The 17072-nt window shown below is 36.5% G+C and carries 20 protein-coding genes, 1 tRNA gene and 1 pseudogene; 11 read left to right on the top strand and 11 right to left on the bottom strand.

Features of this window, described 5'->3' with window-relative positions:
- Positions 1 to 92: 92 nt before the first annotated feature.
- From FJG96_RS05515 to FJG96_RS05500, 4 genes and pseudogenes are all read right to left on the bottom strand, one after another.
- Positions 93 to 539: a hypothetical protein gene (locus FJG96_RS05515; protein ID WP_180338246.1), complete on the bottom strand. Its 447-nt coding sequence runs from the start codon at positions 537 to 539 to the stop codon at positions 93 to 95.
- Positions 499 to 1629: a DUF1376 domain-containing protein gene (locus FJG96_RS05510; protein ID WP_139413102.1), complete on the bottom strand. Its 1131-nt coding sequence runs from the start codon at positions 1627 to 1629 to the stop codon at positions 499 to 501. The genes FJG96_RS05515 and FJG96_RS05510 overlap by 41 nt, the downstream gene beginning before the upstream one ends.
- On the bottom strand, positions 1622 to 1969 hold the full coding sequence (locus FJG96_RS05505; protein WP_139413101.1) for a DUF1376 domain-containing protein: 348 nt from the start codon (positions 1967 to 1969) through the stop codon (positions 1622 to 1624). The genes FJG96_RS05510 and FJG96_RS05505 overlap by 8 nt, the downstream gene beginning before the upstream one ends.
- Positions 1970 to 1992: 23 nt before the next feature.
- Positions 1993 to 2190 (bottom strand): annotated as a pseudogene (locus FJG96_RS05500) (hypothetical protein); the annotation flags it as partial.
- Between the two features lie 75 nt (positions 2191 to 2265).
- Between FJG96_RS05500 and FJG96_RS05495 the strand changes: the two are divergent.
- Positions 2266 to 3036, top strand: coding sequence for a hypothetical protein (locus FJG96_RS05495; RefSeq protein WP_139413100.1), 771 nt, complete (start codon positions 2266 to 2268; stop codon positions 3034 to 3036).
- Here the strand turns inward: FJG96_RS05495 and FJG96_RS05490 are convergent.
- Genes FJG96_RS05490 through FJG96_RS05480 form a run of 3 tightly spaced genes read right to left on the bottom strand, consistent with a single transcriptional unit; the run spans position 3023 to position 4659 of the window.
- Positions 3023 to 3634 (bottom strand): hypothetical protein, encoded by a 612-nt coding sequence (locus FJG96_RS05490; protein WP_139413099.1) that lies wholly within the window; start codon positions 3632 to 3634, stop codon positions 3023 to 3025. The genes FJG96_RS05495 and FJG96_RS05490 overlap by 14 nt on opposite strands.
- A gap of 8 nt (positions 3635 to 3642) precedes the next feature.
- Complete coding sequence (locus FJG96_RS05485) at positions 3643 to 4368, bottom strand: hypothetical protein (RefSeq protein ID WP_139413098.1); 726 nt, start codon at positions 4366 to 4368, stop codon at positions 3643 to 3645.
- A 9-nt stretch (positions 4369 to 4377) separates the two neighbouring features.
- The gene (locus FJG96_RS05480; protein WP_139413097.1) at positions 4378 to 4659 is read right to left on the bottom strand and encodes a hypothetical protein; all 282 of its coding nucleotides are present in this window, start codon (positions 4657 to 4659) and stop codon (positions 4378 to 4380) included.
- 112 nt (positions 4660 to 4771) lie between these two features.
- Here FJG96_RS05480 and FJG96_RS05475 point away from each other — a divergent pair, with 112 nt between their 5' ends.
- The 9 genes from FJG96_RS05475 (at position 4772) to FJG96_RS05435 (ending at position 9922) form a co-directional block, all read left to right on the top strand.
- A complete protein-coding gene (locus tag FJG96_RS05475; protein WP_139413096.1) occupies positions 4772 to 5101 on the top strand; it encodes a helix-turn-helix transcriptional regulator in 330 nt (109 codons plus the stop codon).
- 262 nt (positions 5102 to 5363) lie between these two features.
- A complete protein-coding gene (locus FJG96_RS05470) occupies positions 5364 to 5729 on the top strand; it encodes a hypothetical protein (protein WP_139413095.1) in 366 nt (121 codons plus the stop codon).
- A 126-nt stretch (positions 5730 to 5855) separates the two neighbouring features.
- Positions 5856 to 6488 (top strand): LbetaH domain-containing protein, encoded by a 633-nt coding sequence (locus FJG96_RS05465; RefSeq protein WP_139413094.1) that lies wholly within the window; start codon positions 5856 to 5858, stop codon positions 6486 to 6488.
- A gap of 14 nt (positions 6489 to 6502) precedes the next feature.
- The gene (locus FJG96_RS05460; protein ID WP_139413093.1) at positions 6503 to 6985 is read left to right on the top strand and encodes a hypothetical protein; all 483 of its coding nucleotides are present in this window, start codon (positions 6503 to 6505) and stop codon (positions 6983 to 6985) included.
- 14 nt (positions 6986 to 6999) lie between these two features.
- Positions 7000 to 7524, top strand: coding sequence for an LbetaH domain-containing protein (locus FJG96_RS05455; RefSeq protein WP_139413092.1), 525 nt, complete (start codon positions 7000 to 7002; stop codon positions 7522 to 7524).
- 77 nt (positions 7525 to 7601) lie between these two features.
- Positions 7602 to 8267, top strand: a complete 666-nt coding sequence (locus FJG96_RS05450; protein ID WP_139413091.1) for a hypothetical protein — start codon at positions 7602 to 7604, stop codon at positions 8265 to 8267.
- 129 nt (positions 8268 to 8396) lie between these two features.
- Positions 8397 to 9011 carry a lambda exonuclease family protein gene (locus FJG96_RS05445; protein WP_139413090.1) on the top strand — a complete coding sequence of 205 codons (615 nt, stop codon included), beginning with the start codon at positions 8397 to 8399 and terminating at the stop codon, positions 9009 to 9011.
- Positions 9012 to 9080: 69 nt separating this feature from the next.
- Positions 9081 to 9545: a DUF488 domain-containing protein gene (locus FJG96_RS05440; protein ID WP_139413089.1), complete on the top strand. Its 465-nt coding sequence runs from the start codon at positions 9081 to 9083 to the stop codon at positions 9543 to 9545.
- Between the two features lie 101 nt (positions 9546 to 9646).
- The gene (locus tag FJG96_RS05435; protein ID WP_139413088.1) at positions 9647 to 9922 is read left to right on the top strand and encodes a helix-turn-helix transcriptional regulator; all 276 of its coding nucleotides are present in this window, start codon (positions 9647 to 9649) and stop codon (positions 9920 to 9922) included.
- 3 nt (positions 9923 to 9925) lie between these two features.
- Here FJG96_RS05435 and FJG96_RS05430 read toward each other — a convergent pair whose 3' ends face one another.
- Positions 9926 to 11098, bottom strand: a complete 1173-nt coding sequence (locus FJG96_RS05430) for a tyrosine-type recombinase/integrase (protein WP_139413087.1) — start codon at positions 11096 to 11098, stop codon at positions 9926 to 9928.
- Between the two features lie 161 nt (positions 11099 to 11259).
- A tRNA-Leu gene (locus FJG96_RS05425) sits at positions 11260 to 11342 on the bottom strand.
- 169 nt (positions 11343 to 11511) lie between these two features.
- Between FJG96_RS05425 and trmFO the strand changes: the two genes are divergently transcribed.
- A complete protein-coding gene (gene trmFO / locus FJG96_RS05420) occupies positions 11512 to 12924 on the top strand; it encodes a methylenetetrahydrofolate--tRNA-(uracil(54)-C(5))-methyltransferase (FADH(2)-oxidizing) TrmFO (RefSeq protein ID WP_139413086.1) in 1413 nt (470 codons plus the stop codon).
- A 1143-nt stretch (positions 12925 to 14067) separates the two neighbouring features.
- Here trmFO and FJG96_RS05415 read toward each other — a convergent pair.
- Entirely contained in the window at positions 14068 to 14346 is a 279-nt protein-coding gene (locus FJG96_RS05415) for an HU family DNA-binding protein (protein WP_005773674.1), read from the bottom strand.
- Positions 14347 to 14578: 232 nt separating this feature from the next.
- Entirely contained in the window at positions 14579 to 17005 is a 2427-nt protein-coding gene (gene lon / locus FJG96_RS05410; protein WP_139413085.1) for an endopeptidase La, read from the bottom strand.
- Positions 17006 to 17072: the final 67 nt, after the last annotated feature.

The raw sequence follows: 17072 nt of genomic DNA, 5'->3' as shown, positions 1-17072 counted from the left end.
AATCTAAAATCGCTCTGTACGGTACTTTTTTAGCTGTTTAAACCCATATCTATTCTCAAAACAATCAGCACTTTTCACTATTTTGCTGTTTTTCACTCAATGCCCTTTAAAACTTCTTCAAGTTCTTTTGAACGCTTTTCAATGCGTTCTGATGATATCGTCACCTCTTGATTTTTGCTCTTGATTTCTGGCTTTTGAAGGTTCTTAAGAATGCGATTAGCTTGCAAACGAATACCATTTTCAAGCTTTTCGCAGTAACGATAAAAATCTGCTGTTGAGGGCATAAAGGTCGCATTTAAACCCTCTGCTTTGCCTTTCAAAGCGTTCTTTGTCGCTGTTTGCAATATCCAACTGCTTATGCCGTTAAGAGCGTAAAAATACGCAAGTGCTGTTGCTTTCTCATCTGATCCCATGGGGCTTTTGAGACCATTTGAAAGGACAAGATACGCTGTTTGGATTTCTTCTTCCGTCGCTTTTTTTTCAAGCTTTTGCAACGCATCAGTAACCAATGCTGTAACTCTCTCCGCTTCTGCACTCAATGGCTTTTGCTCCGTTTTCCAATGGAATGGTGGTTGTGTTGTCATCCTCGAATAAAAATCTGTAAGCACTATCTGAATTTTTGATATTGGACATGAGCTGTGCAACTCGATAACTCCGGCCGCGCTGTTGTTCTGTTTGAAAATTGGTTTGTTTTCCATATTGTTTTTCCCTTTCTAATTTTTCTCGTTTCTTGGCTAGAAATCCATATTCTTGGTGTGTAATCCACTTGTACCAAGCCTTTTGCCAATCACTTTTTTTAGCATTTCGATTTGGATTATCTTGCCAATGAAGTTTAAATCTTTCGAATTCTAATAACGCTTCCTCATGCGTTAACCCTTTATCGATTGCGTATTGCAAGTTAGGTTCGAAATCAGCAGGCAATCGAAACTCTCGATTAGCTTTCGCTCGTTTTGCTTTCTTAGGAACGCTTTTTTGCTCGTGAATGGGAGGTTGGTTTTCTGATGATGTTTCGATTTGTTCTGATTGGCTATCAACATCATCACACTCGATTGGCTCGTCAACCAAATCGGTTGTTTCTAAATCTTCAAACTCAGTTTCTTTTTTTGATAAAACGATAGTTTTATTTTTTTTATATATATTATTCTTATTCTTTATAGCTTGATTTTGCTTGTCGTTTGCTTCAGCAAAAAAAACGTTTTGCTTAATTTTTGCTTCAGCAAAATCATTATTTTGCTTAACGTTTGCTTCAGCAAAATTATCAACGTGTTGTTTTATATTACTTTTCGCTTGTGCACCTTTTTTACCAGCTTCACTACGAACTTGTGATATGTGATCCTTTTTATCCGAAAAATCTTTTAGCTCTTCTTCAACACGCGTATTCCATAATCCATCATCTGTCTCAATAAGTTTATCATTCCTTATGAGATACTCGACAGTCGTTGAGAATTTTTTTTGTGAACAATGACAAACGCGTGCAAGCGTTTGAAAGTCTGTTTTAAGTGGTGCTTTTTTTTCATACATAAGAACAAGAAGGGTTATATAAATCCCCCGTTGTTCAGATGTCATTCCATTTGTACCACTTATCCAGTCATACAAATTAAATCGTATCCACGGCATCCCATTAGACATGCCTTACCTCCATTTCTTCATTATTATTGCAAGTGAAATTATCTAGCTCTTCATTTGAGTTATTGAGTTCTTTTTCAACTTCTAAATTCCACAAACGACCATCGTCTAAACGTATGATGACTCCATCTTCAATCAAGGAATTCAAAGCTGCTTCAAACTCTTTTACTGGATAACCAACCACAAGAGCCAATTCCCTTAAGTCATTTGAAATAGGCTCACCAATATGGAGCATTAGAAGTCGCAACATGACATAGATACATTTCTCGGTCGGCGACAAACAAAAAAGAGTCAAAAGCCATTTGTATGCAAAAAGCCTCGTCCATGGTAATTTACTGGACATACCCCAATTCCCTTTCTTTAATTAAATGTAAAATCGCTAATGTTACCTGCTGTATGCTTTATCTCTGTAAGCCATCTTTTAAAGCGTAAATAACGCATCCCACCGCCTTCAAAACGGCGTGATTTAAAGTCAACGGTGCCACTAAATATGTCACCACTCCCTCCACACATCGCCCACCCCGTCTTCGTACCTAGATCAAAACAAAGAATCGTGCTAATCACCGCGCCGCTCCATACATAGTGTGTTTTATAAGATTGTTTTTTTCTAAAAATGAAGGAAAGAAGGGTGTAAGAAGTATGCAAGCGGTTTTAAATTGGATAGAACAACACCCTACACTATTTTCTGCACTTTCTTCGGTTGGTGCTTTATTATCAGCAATTTTTGCTTTTCGTTCTATTAAACAGACATTGAAATTAAGAAATGAAGACCGAATGGAAGCTGAAAGATTGAGAAAAGAGGATAAAAAAAACTTTGAAAAAACATTAGCTAATGCCATGGACATAGCCAAAGCAACTAAACAACAAGCAGAAGCGCTAGAAAAGCTTACCAACGTTCTAGAAAAACATACAGAAATTTTAGAGCAGAGAAAACTTAATGTTCTTGTACAACGTACAGCGATGTATAATGATCCTGATAACAAATCACAATTATTAATTGATATATTATTAACCATTGTAAATCCTACAAAACAAATAATTAAAATTAATTCCATAAGTATAGATAACGACAGAGGTTATAAGTTTATTCGCGCAGTCTATCGTGGAGTTACTGATTCAACCATTCTTCCCTTCGGAGATATATACTTCATCCAGCCCCAAAGTCCCAAATACCTCTGTTTTAAACAACCCAAAACAGAGCCTCTAATACATGGAAATATTGATCCATTTAGCCTCATAGCTTTTGGCTCATTAGAACTAATTCTTACCATTTCGCTTCTAAATAAAAATCCATTAATTTATTTAATATTTACTATGGAACACACTGCTATAGATCCTGAAAATCCACCAGAACAATTGAATTTTTTCGCTCACTGTATTCGCTTAGACAATGCCTTCAATCCACAATAGTTTTCCCAGGTATTAAATAACGCTGTTGTTCCTCAGGACTTTTTTTAGCCAGTTCTTCAAATGTAATTGGCTTTAACTCCAACAAATGCCTCAGTAATTCTTGAGATCTTGACCAATAGTCTAATTGTGAAAATGTAACGGTATTTCGCGGTATAAACCATTCTTCAAAGGCTCTAATAACTTTAATTGCTTCATTCTTTGTCTGTTCATCCCTCATGAATTGTTGCAATAATTCCTGCGATCTACCTTCTTGTTCATCTGTAGAGGGATTTAGTTCTAAAAACTCTCTTACAAGCGCACAAACATCTTCAGAGACTTGAACATTGTCATAAATATTTTCATATGATGTTACACATTCTCGCCCTTGTGGATTCTTCGGTAAACGTTTTTTCTTTTCTTCTTGAAATTCTTGTAAATGTTTAATTTTTTTCTCATTCTCTGCTAATTGTCCATCAATCAACGCCCGCTGTGACGCAATTAACTCATCTCGTTTATCCACCGCTTGTCTAAGCATTTTTATGATTTTAGAATCAGAATAAAACACATAACATGAACACAAATTAGCAATACAAGATATAATCAGTGCAACTGAAACCATCTCCCACCTCACTTACTTTTCTTCTTATTCTTCTGAGACTTTTCTTTTACAGATGCATCACGCTGCTTAAGCTCTTGTGTAAGCTTTTCAATCTTTTTATTAAGAGATATATTTTCTTCAAATTGACAGCATAGAGCTATATCTTTCCGTTCAAGCGCTTCTTTATGCTCGTCTTTAAGCTTCTCTATTTCTTCATCACGCTGCTTAAGCTCGTCTTTAAGCGTCTCTATTTCTTCATCACGCGATTGAATTTCTGCTATGAGTTCATACATAGATTTGATGTTCTTACCGAACGTTTCATCATACGCATCCAGCTTTCGCTTTAGTAAGTCAATTTCCTCATCACGCGATTGAACCTCTGTTCCATCCTCTGGATTCAGTTCATTCTGTTGGTTCAATTTCTCTATTTCCTCATCACGCGATTGAATTTTTGCTTTTAAGTCATCTATAATTTCGTTTTTCTGTTGAAACGTTTCGTCATACTCTTCTATTTTTTGTTCCAATCTCGCAATGTATGCATCATACTTTCGTATATCCCCATCACACTCATAAATTATATTCCTATCCCCTAATATAAAATCAGTATTTATTTTTTTAATTCTTTCCCTAAGAGATTGAATCTCCTCTTTAAGCGCCTTAACTTGGTTGCGATAATACAAAGCAAAACCCAACATCACGACATCGATAAGTAACATTGCAAAAATTGCTATTGATAAAATTTCATTTAAACTCATTTTGATCTCCTAAGGCTGCAAAGTCTCGCCGATGTTCTCAACACCGCTGCTCTTGCAAATTTTCGTAATTGGGGGGCGCTGCTCTTGCATTAATGTCTGCAAGCGCTCTGGATAAAAAAAATCTTCTGGACGTAAATCTATCCCATGTTCACGCGCGTAATTTAATAATTTTTGTTGGTGCTTTGCTGGTATAAGAGTACGCCATCTAGAAACAGATGACACATCTCTTTGCACTATGGCTGCTACAGTTTTTAAACCGCCTAAATATTTTATAATTAATCTTGAAGCCATATGTAATCTCCATAACAGCGCAATAAATAATTGCGTTTTATGCACAAGTCAAGACAGTTATGCCTTTTTAGCATTTTTGCATAAAAGTATATTTTCAAGGATTATATGAGTCATGAAACAAGATATTCAGTCCCAACTTAAGCTATGGATTAAAGAGCGGCTTAAAGAACGTGGACACGGTGCACAAACATTATTAGCTTCACATCTAGAGCTGCACCCGTCAGCAGTGAATCGCATGCTTAATACCTATCAAAATGGGAAAACTCGCGATATAACCATAGATGAGTTAGTAAAAATCTCTGAGTTTTTTAATGAACCTCCACCTAGCTTTTATAAAGAAGTGGATTTAGACTTCATGAAAATGTGCGCTTCTCTCGAACCTGCCGATAAAGAAGCCGTACTTGATTTTCTTGAATTATTAAGAAAATTAAAAACAAAATAAGCAACAATTGATTGCTCCTTTTCATTAAATAACGAAAAAATAGCCTCTATTTTTTTATCTATATTACTCATAACACCTCCTAAATTGTGGATAGAGTATAAATTAATTGCATTTTTTAAGAATAATTTTTTGCGTTTTATGCAAAATTTTAATTGACTTGTGCATAAAACACAATTATCAATGCACCATACCCTGAAAAAAAAATCCTATGTCAAGGCATTTTTTTCAAAATGTATTTAAATATTTTGATATGGAGGTAGTTGTGAACAAACCAGTGCTTATAAATTCTCATGAAATTTTATTAGTTGTCTGTGAAGATGAAGAGCAAAATCTCGCGAAATATGGACCTTTCTTTGAAGAAAAGGAAATCATCAACTTTATCGACCAAGCCGATAATGCGGTGCAAATCTTCCGTATAGAACCAACAAATAACCGGTGCGAAGATATCTCTGAAGATACCGCTGAATTATACCTTAAAAAGTATGAAGAAGAGCTTTTTGAAGAAGATATCACCCATGATTTTGTTCTACATAGCTCCGCATACGGTTTTTTCTTAGATGATATCAAACGGCGTGAATGTGAAGATAAAAGGTACGGTACTTATGAAGAACAGCACCGTTATCCTTGAGATGTGCTTTAAAAACTATGAAGGGCGTTTCTAAGAGCCCCCCTTTTTCAAAAAAATTACAACACAAACCAATGCCGTTCTTTTCAAGAGCGACAAAGGAATACTCTAACTTAAAGGAAATAAATCATGGAAAAAAAATACGAACTTACTGATGAGAAAATTCAACCTAGCTTTAAGAAACTTCATAGAATTAGAGCATTGAGAGATTTTGGAGATGTTAAAGCTGGTGATATCGGCGGTTTTATAGAAAAAGAAGATAACCTATCCCATGAAGGCAATTGCTGGATTGGTGATAATGCTCGTGTTTATGGTCATGCACAGATTTTTGGTGATGCCTTGGTTTATGATGATGTCAATGTTTGTCGTCATGCCAAGGTTTTTGATAATGCCCGTGTTTATGGGAACGCATGGGTTTTTGATGATGCACATGTTTGTGGTAATGCCGAGGTTTATGACCATGCCGAGGTTTATGGTGATGCCAAGGTTTATGGTGATGCTAAAGTTTTTGATAAGGCAAAGGTTCTTGATGATGCCAAGGTTTATGAAAATGCATGGGTTTATAGCAATGCCAAAGTTTTTGGCAATGCCAATATTTATGGCAATGCGCGAGTTTTCGGTAAAGCAAATGTTTCCGGTAATACGAAGATTTACGACAAAGCTAACATTTTGGGGAATGCCGAAGTTTATGGCAACAGCTGTATTTATGGTGATGCACAAGTAACTGGAAATACAGAAGAATCCGAAAACGACACTGTTTAAGGTAGGGGGTAATCATGGAAAAGAAGTACGAACTGACTGATGAGACAATCAAAGTTGATGATCACATTCTCCACCGTATCCGCGCCTTAAGAAACTTTGGAGATATTAAGACTGGTGATCTAGGGGGGTGGATAGAAAAAGAAGACAACTTAAGTCATGAAGGCAACTGTTGGGTTGGTGATAATGCTAGGGTTCATGGTCAGGCACAGATTTTTGGTGATGCCATGGTTAATGGCAATGCCAAGGTTTCTGGTGATGCCAAAGTTTTTAATAAAGCTTGGGTTTTTGGCAATGCAAAGATTTTTGATGAAGCGCTAGTTTTTGAAGAAGCTAAGGTTTTTGGTCGTGCCAATGTTTATCATAAAGCGTGGCTTCGTGGAAAAACTGCTATTTTTGGTCGTACCGAGATTTTTGCCCTTATGTCTGGTAATAACATCATTTGTGACAGCGACCAAGTACCCAGAAATACAGAAGAATCCGGTAACAATACTGTTTAAGGTAGGGGGTAATCATGGAAAAGAAGTACGAACTTACTGATGAGACAATCAAAGTTGGTAGAAAAACACTTCACCGAATTAGAGCATTGAGAGACTTTGGAGATGTTAAAAAAGGTGATCTAGGTGGATTTATTGAAAATGAAGACAACCTAAGCCATGAGGGCAATTGTTGGGTAGCGGGTTCGCATAGACCCTTTGACAGTGGATATGTTTTTGATCATGCCAAGGTTTTTGGCAATGCCGTGATTTCTGATAATGCCATGGTTTATGGTGATGCCATGGTTTATGACAATGCAAAGGTTTTTGGCGGCGCCAAGGTTTATGGTGATGCACGTATTTATGGAAATGCCAAGATTTATGAGACCGCCTTCGTTTTGGGTCGTGCATGGGTTTATGATCATGCCAAGGTTTATGGTTGTGCCGTGGTTCGTGGTCGTGCCAAAGTTTATGACCATGCAAAGGTTTATGGTTTTGCTAACATTTATGGGAAAGCCCACATTCGCGACAGAACAAGAATTCTTCAAGATATAAAAATTTAACAATCAAACCAAACAACTTTTAACACATGCGTGACTCACGCCACCGGTGAGTTGCGCAAAAAATAAGGAAATAAATCATGGAAAAAAAATACGAACTAACTGATGAGACAATCGAGGTTTGTGAACGTACGCTTCATAGAATTAGAGCATTGAGAGACTTTGGAGATGTTAAAGCTGGTGATATCGGCGGTTTTATAGAAAAAGAAGAGAACTTAAGCCATGAGGGTAACTGTTGGGTTGGGGATGATGCCTATGTTTGTGCTTGTGCACAGATTTTTGGCGATGCCAAGGTCTATGGCAATGCCAAGGTTGGTCGTGATGCCAAGGTTTCTAATGATGCCCGTGTTTATGGGAACGCATGGGTTATTGATCGTGCACATGTTTGTGGTAATGCCGAGGTTTATGGCAATGCACGTGTTTATGACAATGCAGAGGCTTCTGGCGGCGCCAAGATTTATGAGAATGCTAAGGTTTATGGCAATGCACGTGTTGGTAGCAAGTTTGATGTTTCTAGAAATGCCGAAGTTTATGGTGATGCCATGGTTTATGACAATGCAGAGGCTTTTGGCGGCACCAAGATTTATGAGAATGCTAAGGTTTATGGCAATGCACGTGTTGGTAGCAGGGCTCGTGTTTTTGGAAATGCTAAGATTTTTGGTGACGCAAGGATTTTTGGTGACGCCGAAATAACTGGAAATACAAAAATATCCATAATGGACCCTCTTTTAATGGAGGAGGAATAATCATGGAAAAGAAATACGAACTTACTAATGAGACAATCGAAGTTGATGGATACATTAATCTTTTCCGTATACGTGCGTTAAAAGATTTTGGAGATGTTAAAAAAGGTGATCTTGGCGGTTGGGTAGAGAGTGAATATAACCTATCNTCAAGCTCGTTTAGGTAAAGTCACCGCATCAAACGTTTATAACGTTATCAGTAAAACAGCAAAGGGAACTCCTACAAGCAAATATGAAGACTACAAAATAAAACTCATTACAGAGCGTTTAACGGGTCAAACAAGCCCCTATTATGAAACCGAAGACATGAGATGGGGTATTGAAAATGAAGAAGATGCCTTGAGAGAATATGCATTCATTTATGATACTGACGTTACTCAATGCGGCTTTATCCAACACCCCACAATAAAAATGGCGGGGGCAAGCCCTGATGGTCTGATTGATGAAGATGGTCTAATCGAAATCAAATGCCCTAGATCAACTAATCATATGCGTTTCATTATCGATAACGAAATCAAACCTGAATATCTTGCACAAATGCAATTCCAAATGGCTTGTACGGGGCGCAAATGGTGTGATTTTATCAGTTATGACCCACGTTTTACGGGCGATTCATCTCTCTTTCGTATGAAAATCAAACGCATCCACCGTGATGAAAAGAAAATTGAAGAGATTAATCAAGCGGTTGAAAGCTTTTTAGCAGAAATAGAACGAGAGATACAAAGAATCTCAACTAAAGCCGCCTGAACTTTTGGGGGGCTTTGTTTTAGGTTCTAGCATATTTTATAGCCCCCCACCCATATAAGGAAATTAAACATGTGTAATACCAAAGATGAGAAGCCTTGTTTTTTTACCATTGGTTATGAAGGAAAATCATTAGACCATTATCTGAATTGTCTTATAGAAAATAATATCAAAGTTTTGTGTGATGTTCGTAAAAATCCAATAAGTAGAAAACATGGTTTTTCAAAAAGACAATTAGATAAAGCTGTAAGCAACATTGGCATTGAATATATACACTTGCCTGAACTTGGAATCGCCTCTGAAAAAAGACGCAATCTGAAAACACGAGAAGATTATGAACATCTTTTTAAAAATTACCAAAATACAACTCTTAGGGATAATCTTCATGCAATAGAAAAATTATACCAGCTTTTTTTAGATAAAAAATATGTTGCAATTACTTGCTTTGAATCTGATGTGTGCATGTGTCATCGGGGAGAAATTACGAAGGCTCTTACACAACTCAAAGATTGGAAATATGAAATTAAACACATCTAATAAATAACTTACAACTTTAAAAAATGAAGGTGTTCTATAACACCTTTGTCCCCACCCATTTGTAATTATTCTCAACACTTAGATAATAAGGAAAGTTTTAAATGAAAGAAGAAAAATTAATAGATTCAATAAAAAAAGTAAGTTTATTTGAACAAGCTTTATTATCAATGCGCATACAAAGGCTGGTCAGTATACAAGATCTCTCAATTTATCTTGGAATGTCTATGACCTCTATTAGAGATCTTGTAAAAGCTGGATCTTTTCCTAAACCAATACAAGAAGGACGATACTTAAAATGGGATATCGTTGAAATCGACCACTATATTGAAAGCAAAAAAGCCGAAAGAGATGCTATAGAATTACCATCACTATCGTAATAATCAACGCCCCGTTATAAAAGACGCCCACTGCTCTAAAAGAACACGGCGCTGCTCTAAAAAATCAGTCCTCATATAAGCTTTTGTGACTGAATTCCCCACTGAATGAGACAACGTAAATTCCGCAATTTCAAATGGTGTTGACGTTGTCTCTGCTATCCAATCACGAAGACTAGATCTGAAACCGTGTGGACGATAAGTAATCCCTCTATCTTTCATAAATTTAGAAAGCGTCATATCAGATATAGGCTTTCCAGAATTTCCAACAAATAAAAATCCATTTTTTTCGATTGTTTTTGCTTTTTCAATAATAGCAAGCGCTTCATCTGTAAGCGGTACGCGAAAATCAAAAACCTTTCCAACTATTCCCTTCATATTCTCTTTAGGAATCGTCCATATGGATTGATTAATTTCCTCCAACCGTATATGCCGAATTGGCATTGAACGAACACCGGTTAAAATTAAAAGCTTTAAGGCTAAGTTTGATACAATATTATCATTTAAAGATTGATAAAAAGCCGGAACTTCTTGCCATGGCATAGCGGGAATATTTTGAACATTTTGGATAAACTTTCCCAATAAAGCTTTTGCTTTTGGTACCAATTGCATATCCACATCTATACCACGTGCTGCCGCATGTTTTACAGCAATATTCAAACGCGATAAAGCTTTGCTTGCCGTTTCATTTTTTGTTTTCCAAATAGGCGATAAGCACTCTTTTATATCAATCTGCGTCAATTCAGTAATTGCTATATCTCCAAGCTTTGGAAAAACATGCAATGTAAGAGGCGTTAACCACCTTGCGGCTGTACCTTCATTTTTCAATTCGCTTTTTTTGGCTTCAAAGGCGCTTAAAACAATTTCTCGTAAAGAAATACTATCAATCGACCGCTGTAATTTTTCATTATTCCTTTTACGAATCGGGTCAATACCTTGGTGCAAAAGATCACGGCAAGCAGTAGCTTTAAGTCTTGCTTCTTTCAACGATACAACGCTACAAGAGCCTAATCCCATTTCACGACGTTTTTTATTGAAATCGAATCGAAAAACCCAACGTCCTTGATTCTGTGCTGTTTTAATAAGCCATAGCCCAGCTCCATCCGCATATTTCCCTTTAGGTAAATTTTTTACAGATAATGCGGTCAATCTATCACGTGTTCTTGTTTTCCTAGTCACTTTTTAAACCACCTTTTGAACCACCTTTTGAATTGCGCTTTTGGCGGATTCATCAGATATCAAAATCGTATAAAAAAAACAATTAAGGAAATAAAAACAATCATTTATAAATGAAATTAAATAAACAACGATATCAAGTGATATTGTAGAGAATCTATAAGTGGTGCGGATGGAGGGACTCGAACCCCCACGGTCTCCCGCCAGAACCTAAATCTGGTGCGTCTACCAATTTCGCCACATCCGCTTAAACTTAGCAAGCTAATAACCTTATACAAGCGGCGTTTCTATACCATTAATTATAGAAAAAAAGCAAACAAATATATTAAAAAAAACTCAATATACCTCTTTCTTACAAAGAACAAAAACAAAATCTATGCTTTTCATACACGGCGACTTACGCTAATAAGTCGACTATGTTAAAGACATTTGATACTCCAATTCATATTATCGGTGGCGGTCTTGCGGGGTGTGAAGCAAGCTGGCAAATCGCTCAATCAGGAATTCCTGTTATTTTGCATGAAATGCGTCCCGAAAAAAAATCAGATGCCCATAAAACCGATAAATTGGCAGAACTGGTTTGTTCAAATTCCTTTCGTTCTGATGATTCATCAACAAATGCCGTAGGACTTTTACATGCTGAAATGCGATTAGCAAAATCGTTAATTATGAAAGCAGCTGATGCCAACAAAGTCCCCGCTGGGAGTGCTCTTGCTGTTGACCGCGATGGATTTTCAAAAACCGTGACATCAGCCCTTGAAAACCATTCGCTTATAACGATCAAACGTGAAGAAGTTCAAGAGATTCCTAAAGATTGGAAACATGTTGTCATTGCAACGGGCCCCCTGACCTCGCCTGCACTTGCTCAAGAGTTACAAGCAATAACCGGTATAAAAGCCCTTTCTTTTTATGATGCTATTGCACCTATTATCCATACCGATAGTATTGATATGAATATTTGTTGGTATCAGTCTCGCTACGATAAAATTGGTCCTGAGGGAACAGGAAAAGATTATCTTAATTGTCCCCTTAATAAGGAACAATATGAAACATTCGTTGAAGCACTAAAAAATGCAGAGAAAATAGAGTTTCGTGACTTTGAAAAAACACCCTATTTTGATGGTTGCCTCCCCATCGAAATTATGGCTGAGCGCGGACTTGAAACTTTAAGACACGGTCCTATGAAGCCTATGGGCTTAACCAATGCCCATAGTCCCACCATTAAACCCTACGCTGTCGTTCAATTACGCCAAGATAATAAACTCGGAACGCTTTACAATATGGTTGGGTTTCAAACAAAATTGAAATATGGTGAACAAATTCGCATTTTTAGAATGATTCCTGGTCTTGAAAAAGCAGAATTTGCACGTCTTGGTGGTCTTCACCGCAATACCTATCTCAACTCTCCAATCATTCTTGATCAAACCCTTCGTTTAAAACAAAAAAAACAACTACGCTTTGCAGGGCAAATTACCGGATGTGAAGGTTATGTAGAATCAGCCGCTATAGGGCTTCTTGCTGGGCGTTTTGCTGCTGCCGAATATCATCATAATTGCCCTTGCCTTCCCCCACTAACCACGGCATTCGGAGCTCTTTTGAATCATATTACGGGGGGCCATATTATAGATGAGGAAGCAGAAAGACTGTCTTTTCAACCAATGAATATCAATTTTGGACTCTTTCCCCCTATTGTTTCTCTTAAACACTCAGGAAAACGCTTGCCAAGTAAAGAAAAAAAATTAGCAAAAAAACAAGTTATAACAGCAAGGGCTCTCAATGATTGTATTCAGTGGTTAATGGATGAAGAATCAAAAAGCTCCTGTTTATAAAAAACACACGATTCGTCATTCATCCCATCTAATGAAAAATCTCTATAACTGTCGTGAAAAATCATTCTAAAGCCTTGTTAAAAATACTCTCTCAATCAATAGAGGCTGCTTTACACTTCATCATTTATTTAAAAATGTAGGAGTAAAATATTTTGTGTCTATAGAAAAAACTTTATTCTTATACACAGTTTAATATATTATCAACGATAAAAATGAAATAACAAGTAAACATATTATAAGAAACAATTAAAGAATACTTTAATTTTTATTACTATTAATATTTTATACTCTATATATTATTTAATCGTAAGATTTTTTTAATTACTTAATATTTATGATAGTCTCTTATTTTTAATTTTTGTATTATGAAGAAAAAATATTCTCTTGCATATCAGAAGTGAAATAAAGATATGAACCTAAAATATTTAAAACAGAACTGAATATATCTCTTCTATCTCAAATGCCACGAAAAATCACAATATTGAAATGACGAAGCCGCTTTATAACGTTACAATGCATTCATTCATCATAACAATTTATGTCTTTCTATAGTGAATGAGAAACTTAAATATCGTAAAATTCTTTATTTCAGACTCTCTTATAGTCAATCAATAAAGGTGATTTGCTTAGTCAGTTAAGCACTGGCTCACACAAGCAAAGTTAGTGTTGTAAGTTAAGAGAATTATTAAAAAAGGAATAAAACTGTCCTTTATGCGCCTGCCTCAAATGCCGCGAGCTGATCGAACCATTATAAAACTAAGAAAATAATATGATGGCGTTAATATACACTTCTATTAAACAAAAAAAGTGGTTTAGTAGGTTTTGTACATTTTACAGCATTTTTTTGTTTTATATTGATAAGTACTGTTTTTGAATAAAAACTTTAGCCCTTCCACATAACAAAAGCTAACGCCATATTTTATAAGCTATATAATGACTTATTATTAAAGTGGAATATTTATTGAAACGGCTAAAAATATATATTTCACGCCTATGGCATTTTATGCAATTTATGAAATGAGAAAAATGGTACGAAGACTCAAAATTCTTATATGAAAAACGTGTGTAATATCCCTGTCTAAAAAATATCTGTAAAAAAAACCCGCTTATAAATAAATCGGGTTTTTTTTAATGTTGTTTAAATTATTTTTTATTAACTGCTTCTTTAAGGCTTTTTCCTGCAGAAAATTTGGGTACAGAACGTGCTGGAATATCAATTTCAGCGCCAGTTGAAGGATTACGTCCCTTTGTTGCAGCACGATGAGAAACTTCAAAAGTGCCAAAACCTGGAAGACGCACATCCCCCCCTGAAGCTAAAGCTTCTGTTACAGAAGCCATAAAAGCATCAACAACAGCACCAGCTTGCACTTTCGAAACACCTGCCTTTTCAGCAACGGAACTAACCAATTCACTTTTATTCATGAGATATTTCCTTTCCCTATATTAGCTGACAACATGAGTTAATCATGTTATTGGTCAGTTTATTGAAAAGTACAGCAAACAGAAGTCTTATTTTTATCCAATACATTGTTTTTTTAGCAATAATCACAGTTATTCACGGAATTTTTCACTTTTTTTCAATAAAAAACAAAATAATAACCGTCACATCACCTTCTACACCTAAAAAAATGCTGTTATAAGTGAAATGAGTGAATCAGTGCGCAATCTGTATTCCTTCACTATCGCTGTTCTCTGAACAGATAGGAACAGCCACTGTAGAAGGTTCTTTCCATTCAATAGTGTCAGGAAAACGAACCAAAGCGTGTTTCAAAACTTCACTCACATGATTTACCGGAATAATTTCCATGTTATTTTTGACATCGTCAGGAATATCAACCAGATCTTTTGCATTTTCTTCAGGAATAAGTACTTTTTTTATCCCTCCTCGAAGTGCAGCTAAGAGTTTCTCTTTTAATCCACCAATTGGTAAAACACGTCCACGTAAAGTAATTTCACCAGTCATTGCAATATCTTTATGTACAGCAATCCCTGTAAGGACGGAAACAATTGCTGTCACCATTGCAATCCCAGCAGATGGACCATCTTTTGGTGTCGCTCCCTCTGGAACATGAACATGGATATCGCGTTTTTCAAAAAGTGGAGGTTCAATCCCAAAATCAACAGCACGAGAACGCACATAAGATGCTGCCGCGGAAATAGACTCTTTCATAATATCACGCAAATTTCCAGTTACAGTCATCTTGCCTTTGCCGGGCATCATCACACCTTCAATGGTCAATAACTCTCCACCCACTTCTGTCCACGCAAGGCCTGTCACAACACCAATGTGATTTTCTCCTTCAATCTGATTATAGTGATAGCGTTTAACACCCAAGAAATCATCGAGATTACTTTCCGTAACTTTTACAGATTTTTGATGCGTTTTGAGAATTTTTGTAACAGATTTACGGGCAATTTTCATGAGTTCACGTTCAAGATTACGAACACCTGCTTCACGTGTGTAAAACTGAATAATCGATCTTAGTGCTCCATCAGAAATGCTGAGTTCTTTTTTAGATAAACAGTGGTCTTTGAGTGCCTTTGGTAAAAGATGCTGCTTAACAATTTCCATCTTTTCACATTCAGTATAACCAGCAATACGAATAATTTCCATTCGATCCATTAACGGACCTGGAATATTAAGCGTATTGGCAGTTGTGATAAACATGACATCAGAAAGATCATATTCAACTTCCAAATAATGGTCAATGAATGTACCATTTTGTTCAGGATCAAGAACCTCTAATAAAGCAGAGGAAGGATCTCCACGAAAATCTTGTCCCATTTTATCAATTTCATCAAGCAAGAAAAGCGGATTAGATTTTTTTGCTTTTTTCATAGACTGAATAATTTTTCCAGGCATCGAACCAATATAGGTGCGGCGATGTCCACGAATTTCCGCTTCATCCCGTACACCTCCCAATGAGATACGAACATATTCACGCCCTGTTGCTTTTGCAATAGAGCGTGCTAATGATGTTTTTCCAACACCAGGAGGGCCTAACAAACAAATAATGGGACCTTTTATCTTTGACGCACGACTTTGTACAGCCAAATACTCAATAATTCTCTCCTTAACTTTTTCAAGACCAAAATGTTCATTATTCATGACCTTTTCAGCAAAATCTAAATTGTTTTTAATCTTAGATTTTTTACCCCAAGGCATTGCTAATAACCAATCAAGATAGTTACGGACAACTGTCGCTTCCGCAGACATAGGAGACATATTCCGTAATTTTCTCAATTCTGCTCCAGCTTTTTCCTGTGCTTCCTTGGAAAGTTTTGTACTCTTAATACGGTCTTCTAGTTCAGAGAGTTCATCGCGACTATCATCTCCTGCCCCTAACTCTTTTTGAATAGCCTTCATTTGCTCATTGAGATAATATTCCCGTTGGTTTTTTTCCATTTGCCGTTTAACGTGCGAACGAATACGTTTTTCAACCTGCAAAACAGAAATTTCTCCTTCCATGAAAGACAGAACACGTTCAAGACGAGCTCGTACAGGTAAGAGCTCTAATATTTCCTGCTTTTCTGCAAGTTTAATCATCAAATGAGAGGCAATCGTATCAGCAAGCTTAGAAGGATTATCAATCTGGCCAATCGCATTGACAACTTCAGGAGAGATTTTTTTATTAAGCTTTACATAGTTTTCAAAATAAGCAATCACCGACCTTGAAAGAGCTTCAATCTCAACATCGCTCTCTCTAGGTTCTTCTGTAACCGTTGCAAAAGCCTGATGATAACCATCATTTAAAGAAAATTGACTAATTTTTGCACGTGCAGTCCCTTCAACCAAAACCTTTACAGTGCCATCAGGAAGCTTTAAAAGTTGGAGAATATTTGCAAATGTACCAATATGATAAATATCCTCGGACTTTGGATCATCGTCAGACGCATTTTTTTGTGTCACCAAGAGTATTTGCTTATCAACCGCCATTGTTTCTTCAAGGGCACGAATTGATTTTTCGCGGCCCACAAAGAGTGGAACAATCATATGGGGGAAGACAACAATATCACGAAGAGGTAAAACAGCATAAACCCCATCTCTTAACTCATCTGTCTTTTCATCAATATATTGCATAACTCTCCTTTCTGGAGCCTATGAGCTATCTACAACACCAAGCCCACCCTTAGAAAATCTCAGCTCT

The sequence above is a fragment of the Bartonella mastomydis genome (assembly GCF_900185775.1).
Taxonomy (GTDB): Bacteria; Pseudomonadota; Alphaproteobacteria; order Rhizobiales; family Rhizobiaceae; genus Bartonella; species Bartonella elizabethae.
Note: the sequence above shows the minus strand (reverse complement) of the source record. Positions and strands in the feature narration are given on the sequence as shown.

Coding starts and splice junctions, on each gene's coding strand:
- FJG96_RS05495 (WP_139413100.1), top strand. CDS start 2,266: ATGCAAGCGGTTTTAAATTGGATAGAACAACACCCTACACTATTTTCT.
- FJG96_RS05415 (WP_005773674.1), bottom strand. CDS start 14,346: ATGAATAAAAGTGAATTGGTTAGTTCCGTTGCTGAAAAGGCAGGTGTT.
- lon (WP_139413085.1), bottom strand. CDS start 17,005: ATGCAATATATTGATGAAAAGACAGATGAGTTAAGAGATGGGGTTTAT.
- FJG96_RS05455 (WP_139413092.1), top strand. CDS start 7,000: ATGGAAAAGAAGTACGAACTTACTGATGAGACAATCAAAGTTGGTAGA.
- FJG96_RS05475 (WP_139413096.1), top strand. CDS start 4,772: ATGAAACAAGATATTCAGTCCCAACTTAAGCTATGGATTAAAGAGCGG.
- FJG96_RS05440 (WP_139413089.1), top strand. CDS start 9,081: ATGTGTAATACCAAAGATGAGAAGCCTTGTTTTTTTACCATTGGTTAT.
- FJG96_RS05435 (WP_139413088.1), top strand. CDS start 9,647: ATGAAAGAAGAAAAATTAATAGATTCAATAAAAAAAGTAAGTTTATTT.
- FJG96_RS05485 (WP_139413098.1), bottom strand. CDS start 4,368: ATGAGTTTAAATGAAATTTTATCAATAGCAATTTTTGCAATGTTACTT.
- FJG96_RS05480 (WP_139413097.1), bottom strand. CDS start 4,659: ATGGCTTCAAGATTAATTATAAAATATTTAGGCGGTTTAAAAACTGTA.
- FJG96_RS05510 (WP_139413102.1), bottom strand. CDS start 1,629: ATGTCTAATGGGATGCCGTGGATACGATTTAATTTGTATGACTGGATA.
- FJG96_RS05450 (WP_139413091.1), top strand. CDS start 7,602: ATGGAAAAAAAATACGAACTAACTGATGAGACAATCGAGGTTTGTGAA.
- trmFO (WP_139413086.1), top strand. CDS start 11,512: ATGTTAAAGACATTTGATACTCCAATTCATATTATCGGTGGCGGTCTT.
- FJG96_RS05460 (WP_139413093.1), top strand. CDS start 6,503: ATGGAAAAGAAGTACGAACTGACTGATGAGACAATCAAAGTTGATGAT.
- FJG96_RS05505 (WP_139413101.1), bottom strand. CDS start 1,969: ATGTCCAGTAAATTACCATGGACGAGGCTTTTTGCATACAAATGGCTT.
- FJG96_RS05490 (WP_139413099.1), bottom strand. CDS start 3,634: ATGGTTTCAGTTGCACTGATTATATCTTGTATTGCTAATTTGTGTTCA.
- FJG96_RS05465 (WP_139413094.1), top strand. CDS start 5,856: ATGGAAAAAAAATACGAACTTACTGATGAGAAAATTCAACCTAGCTTT.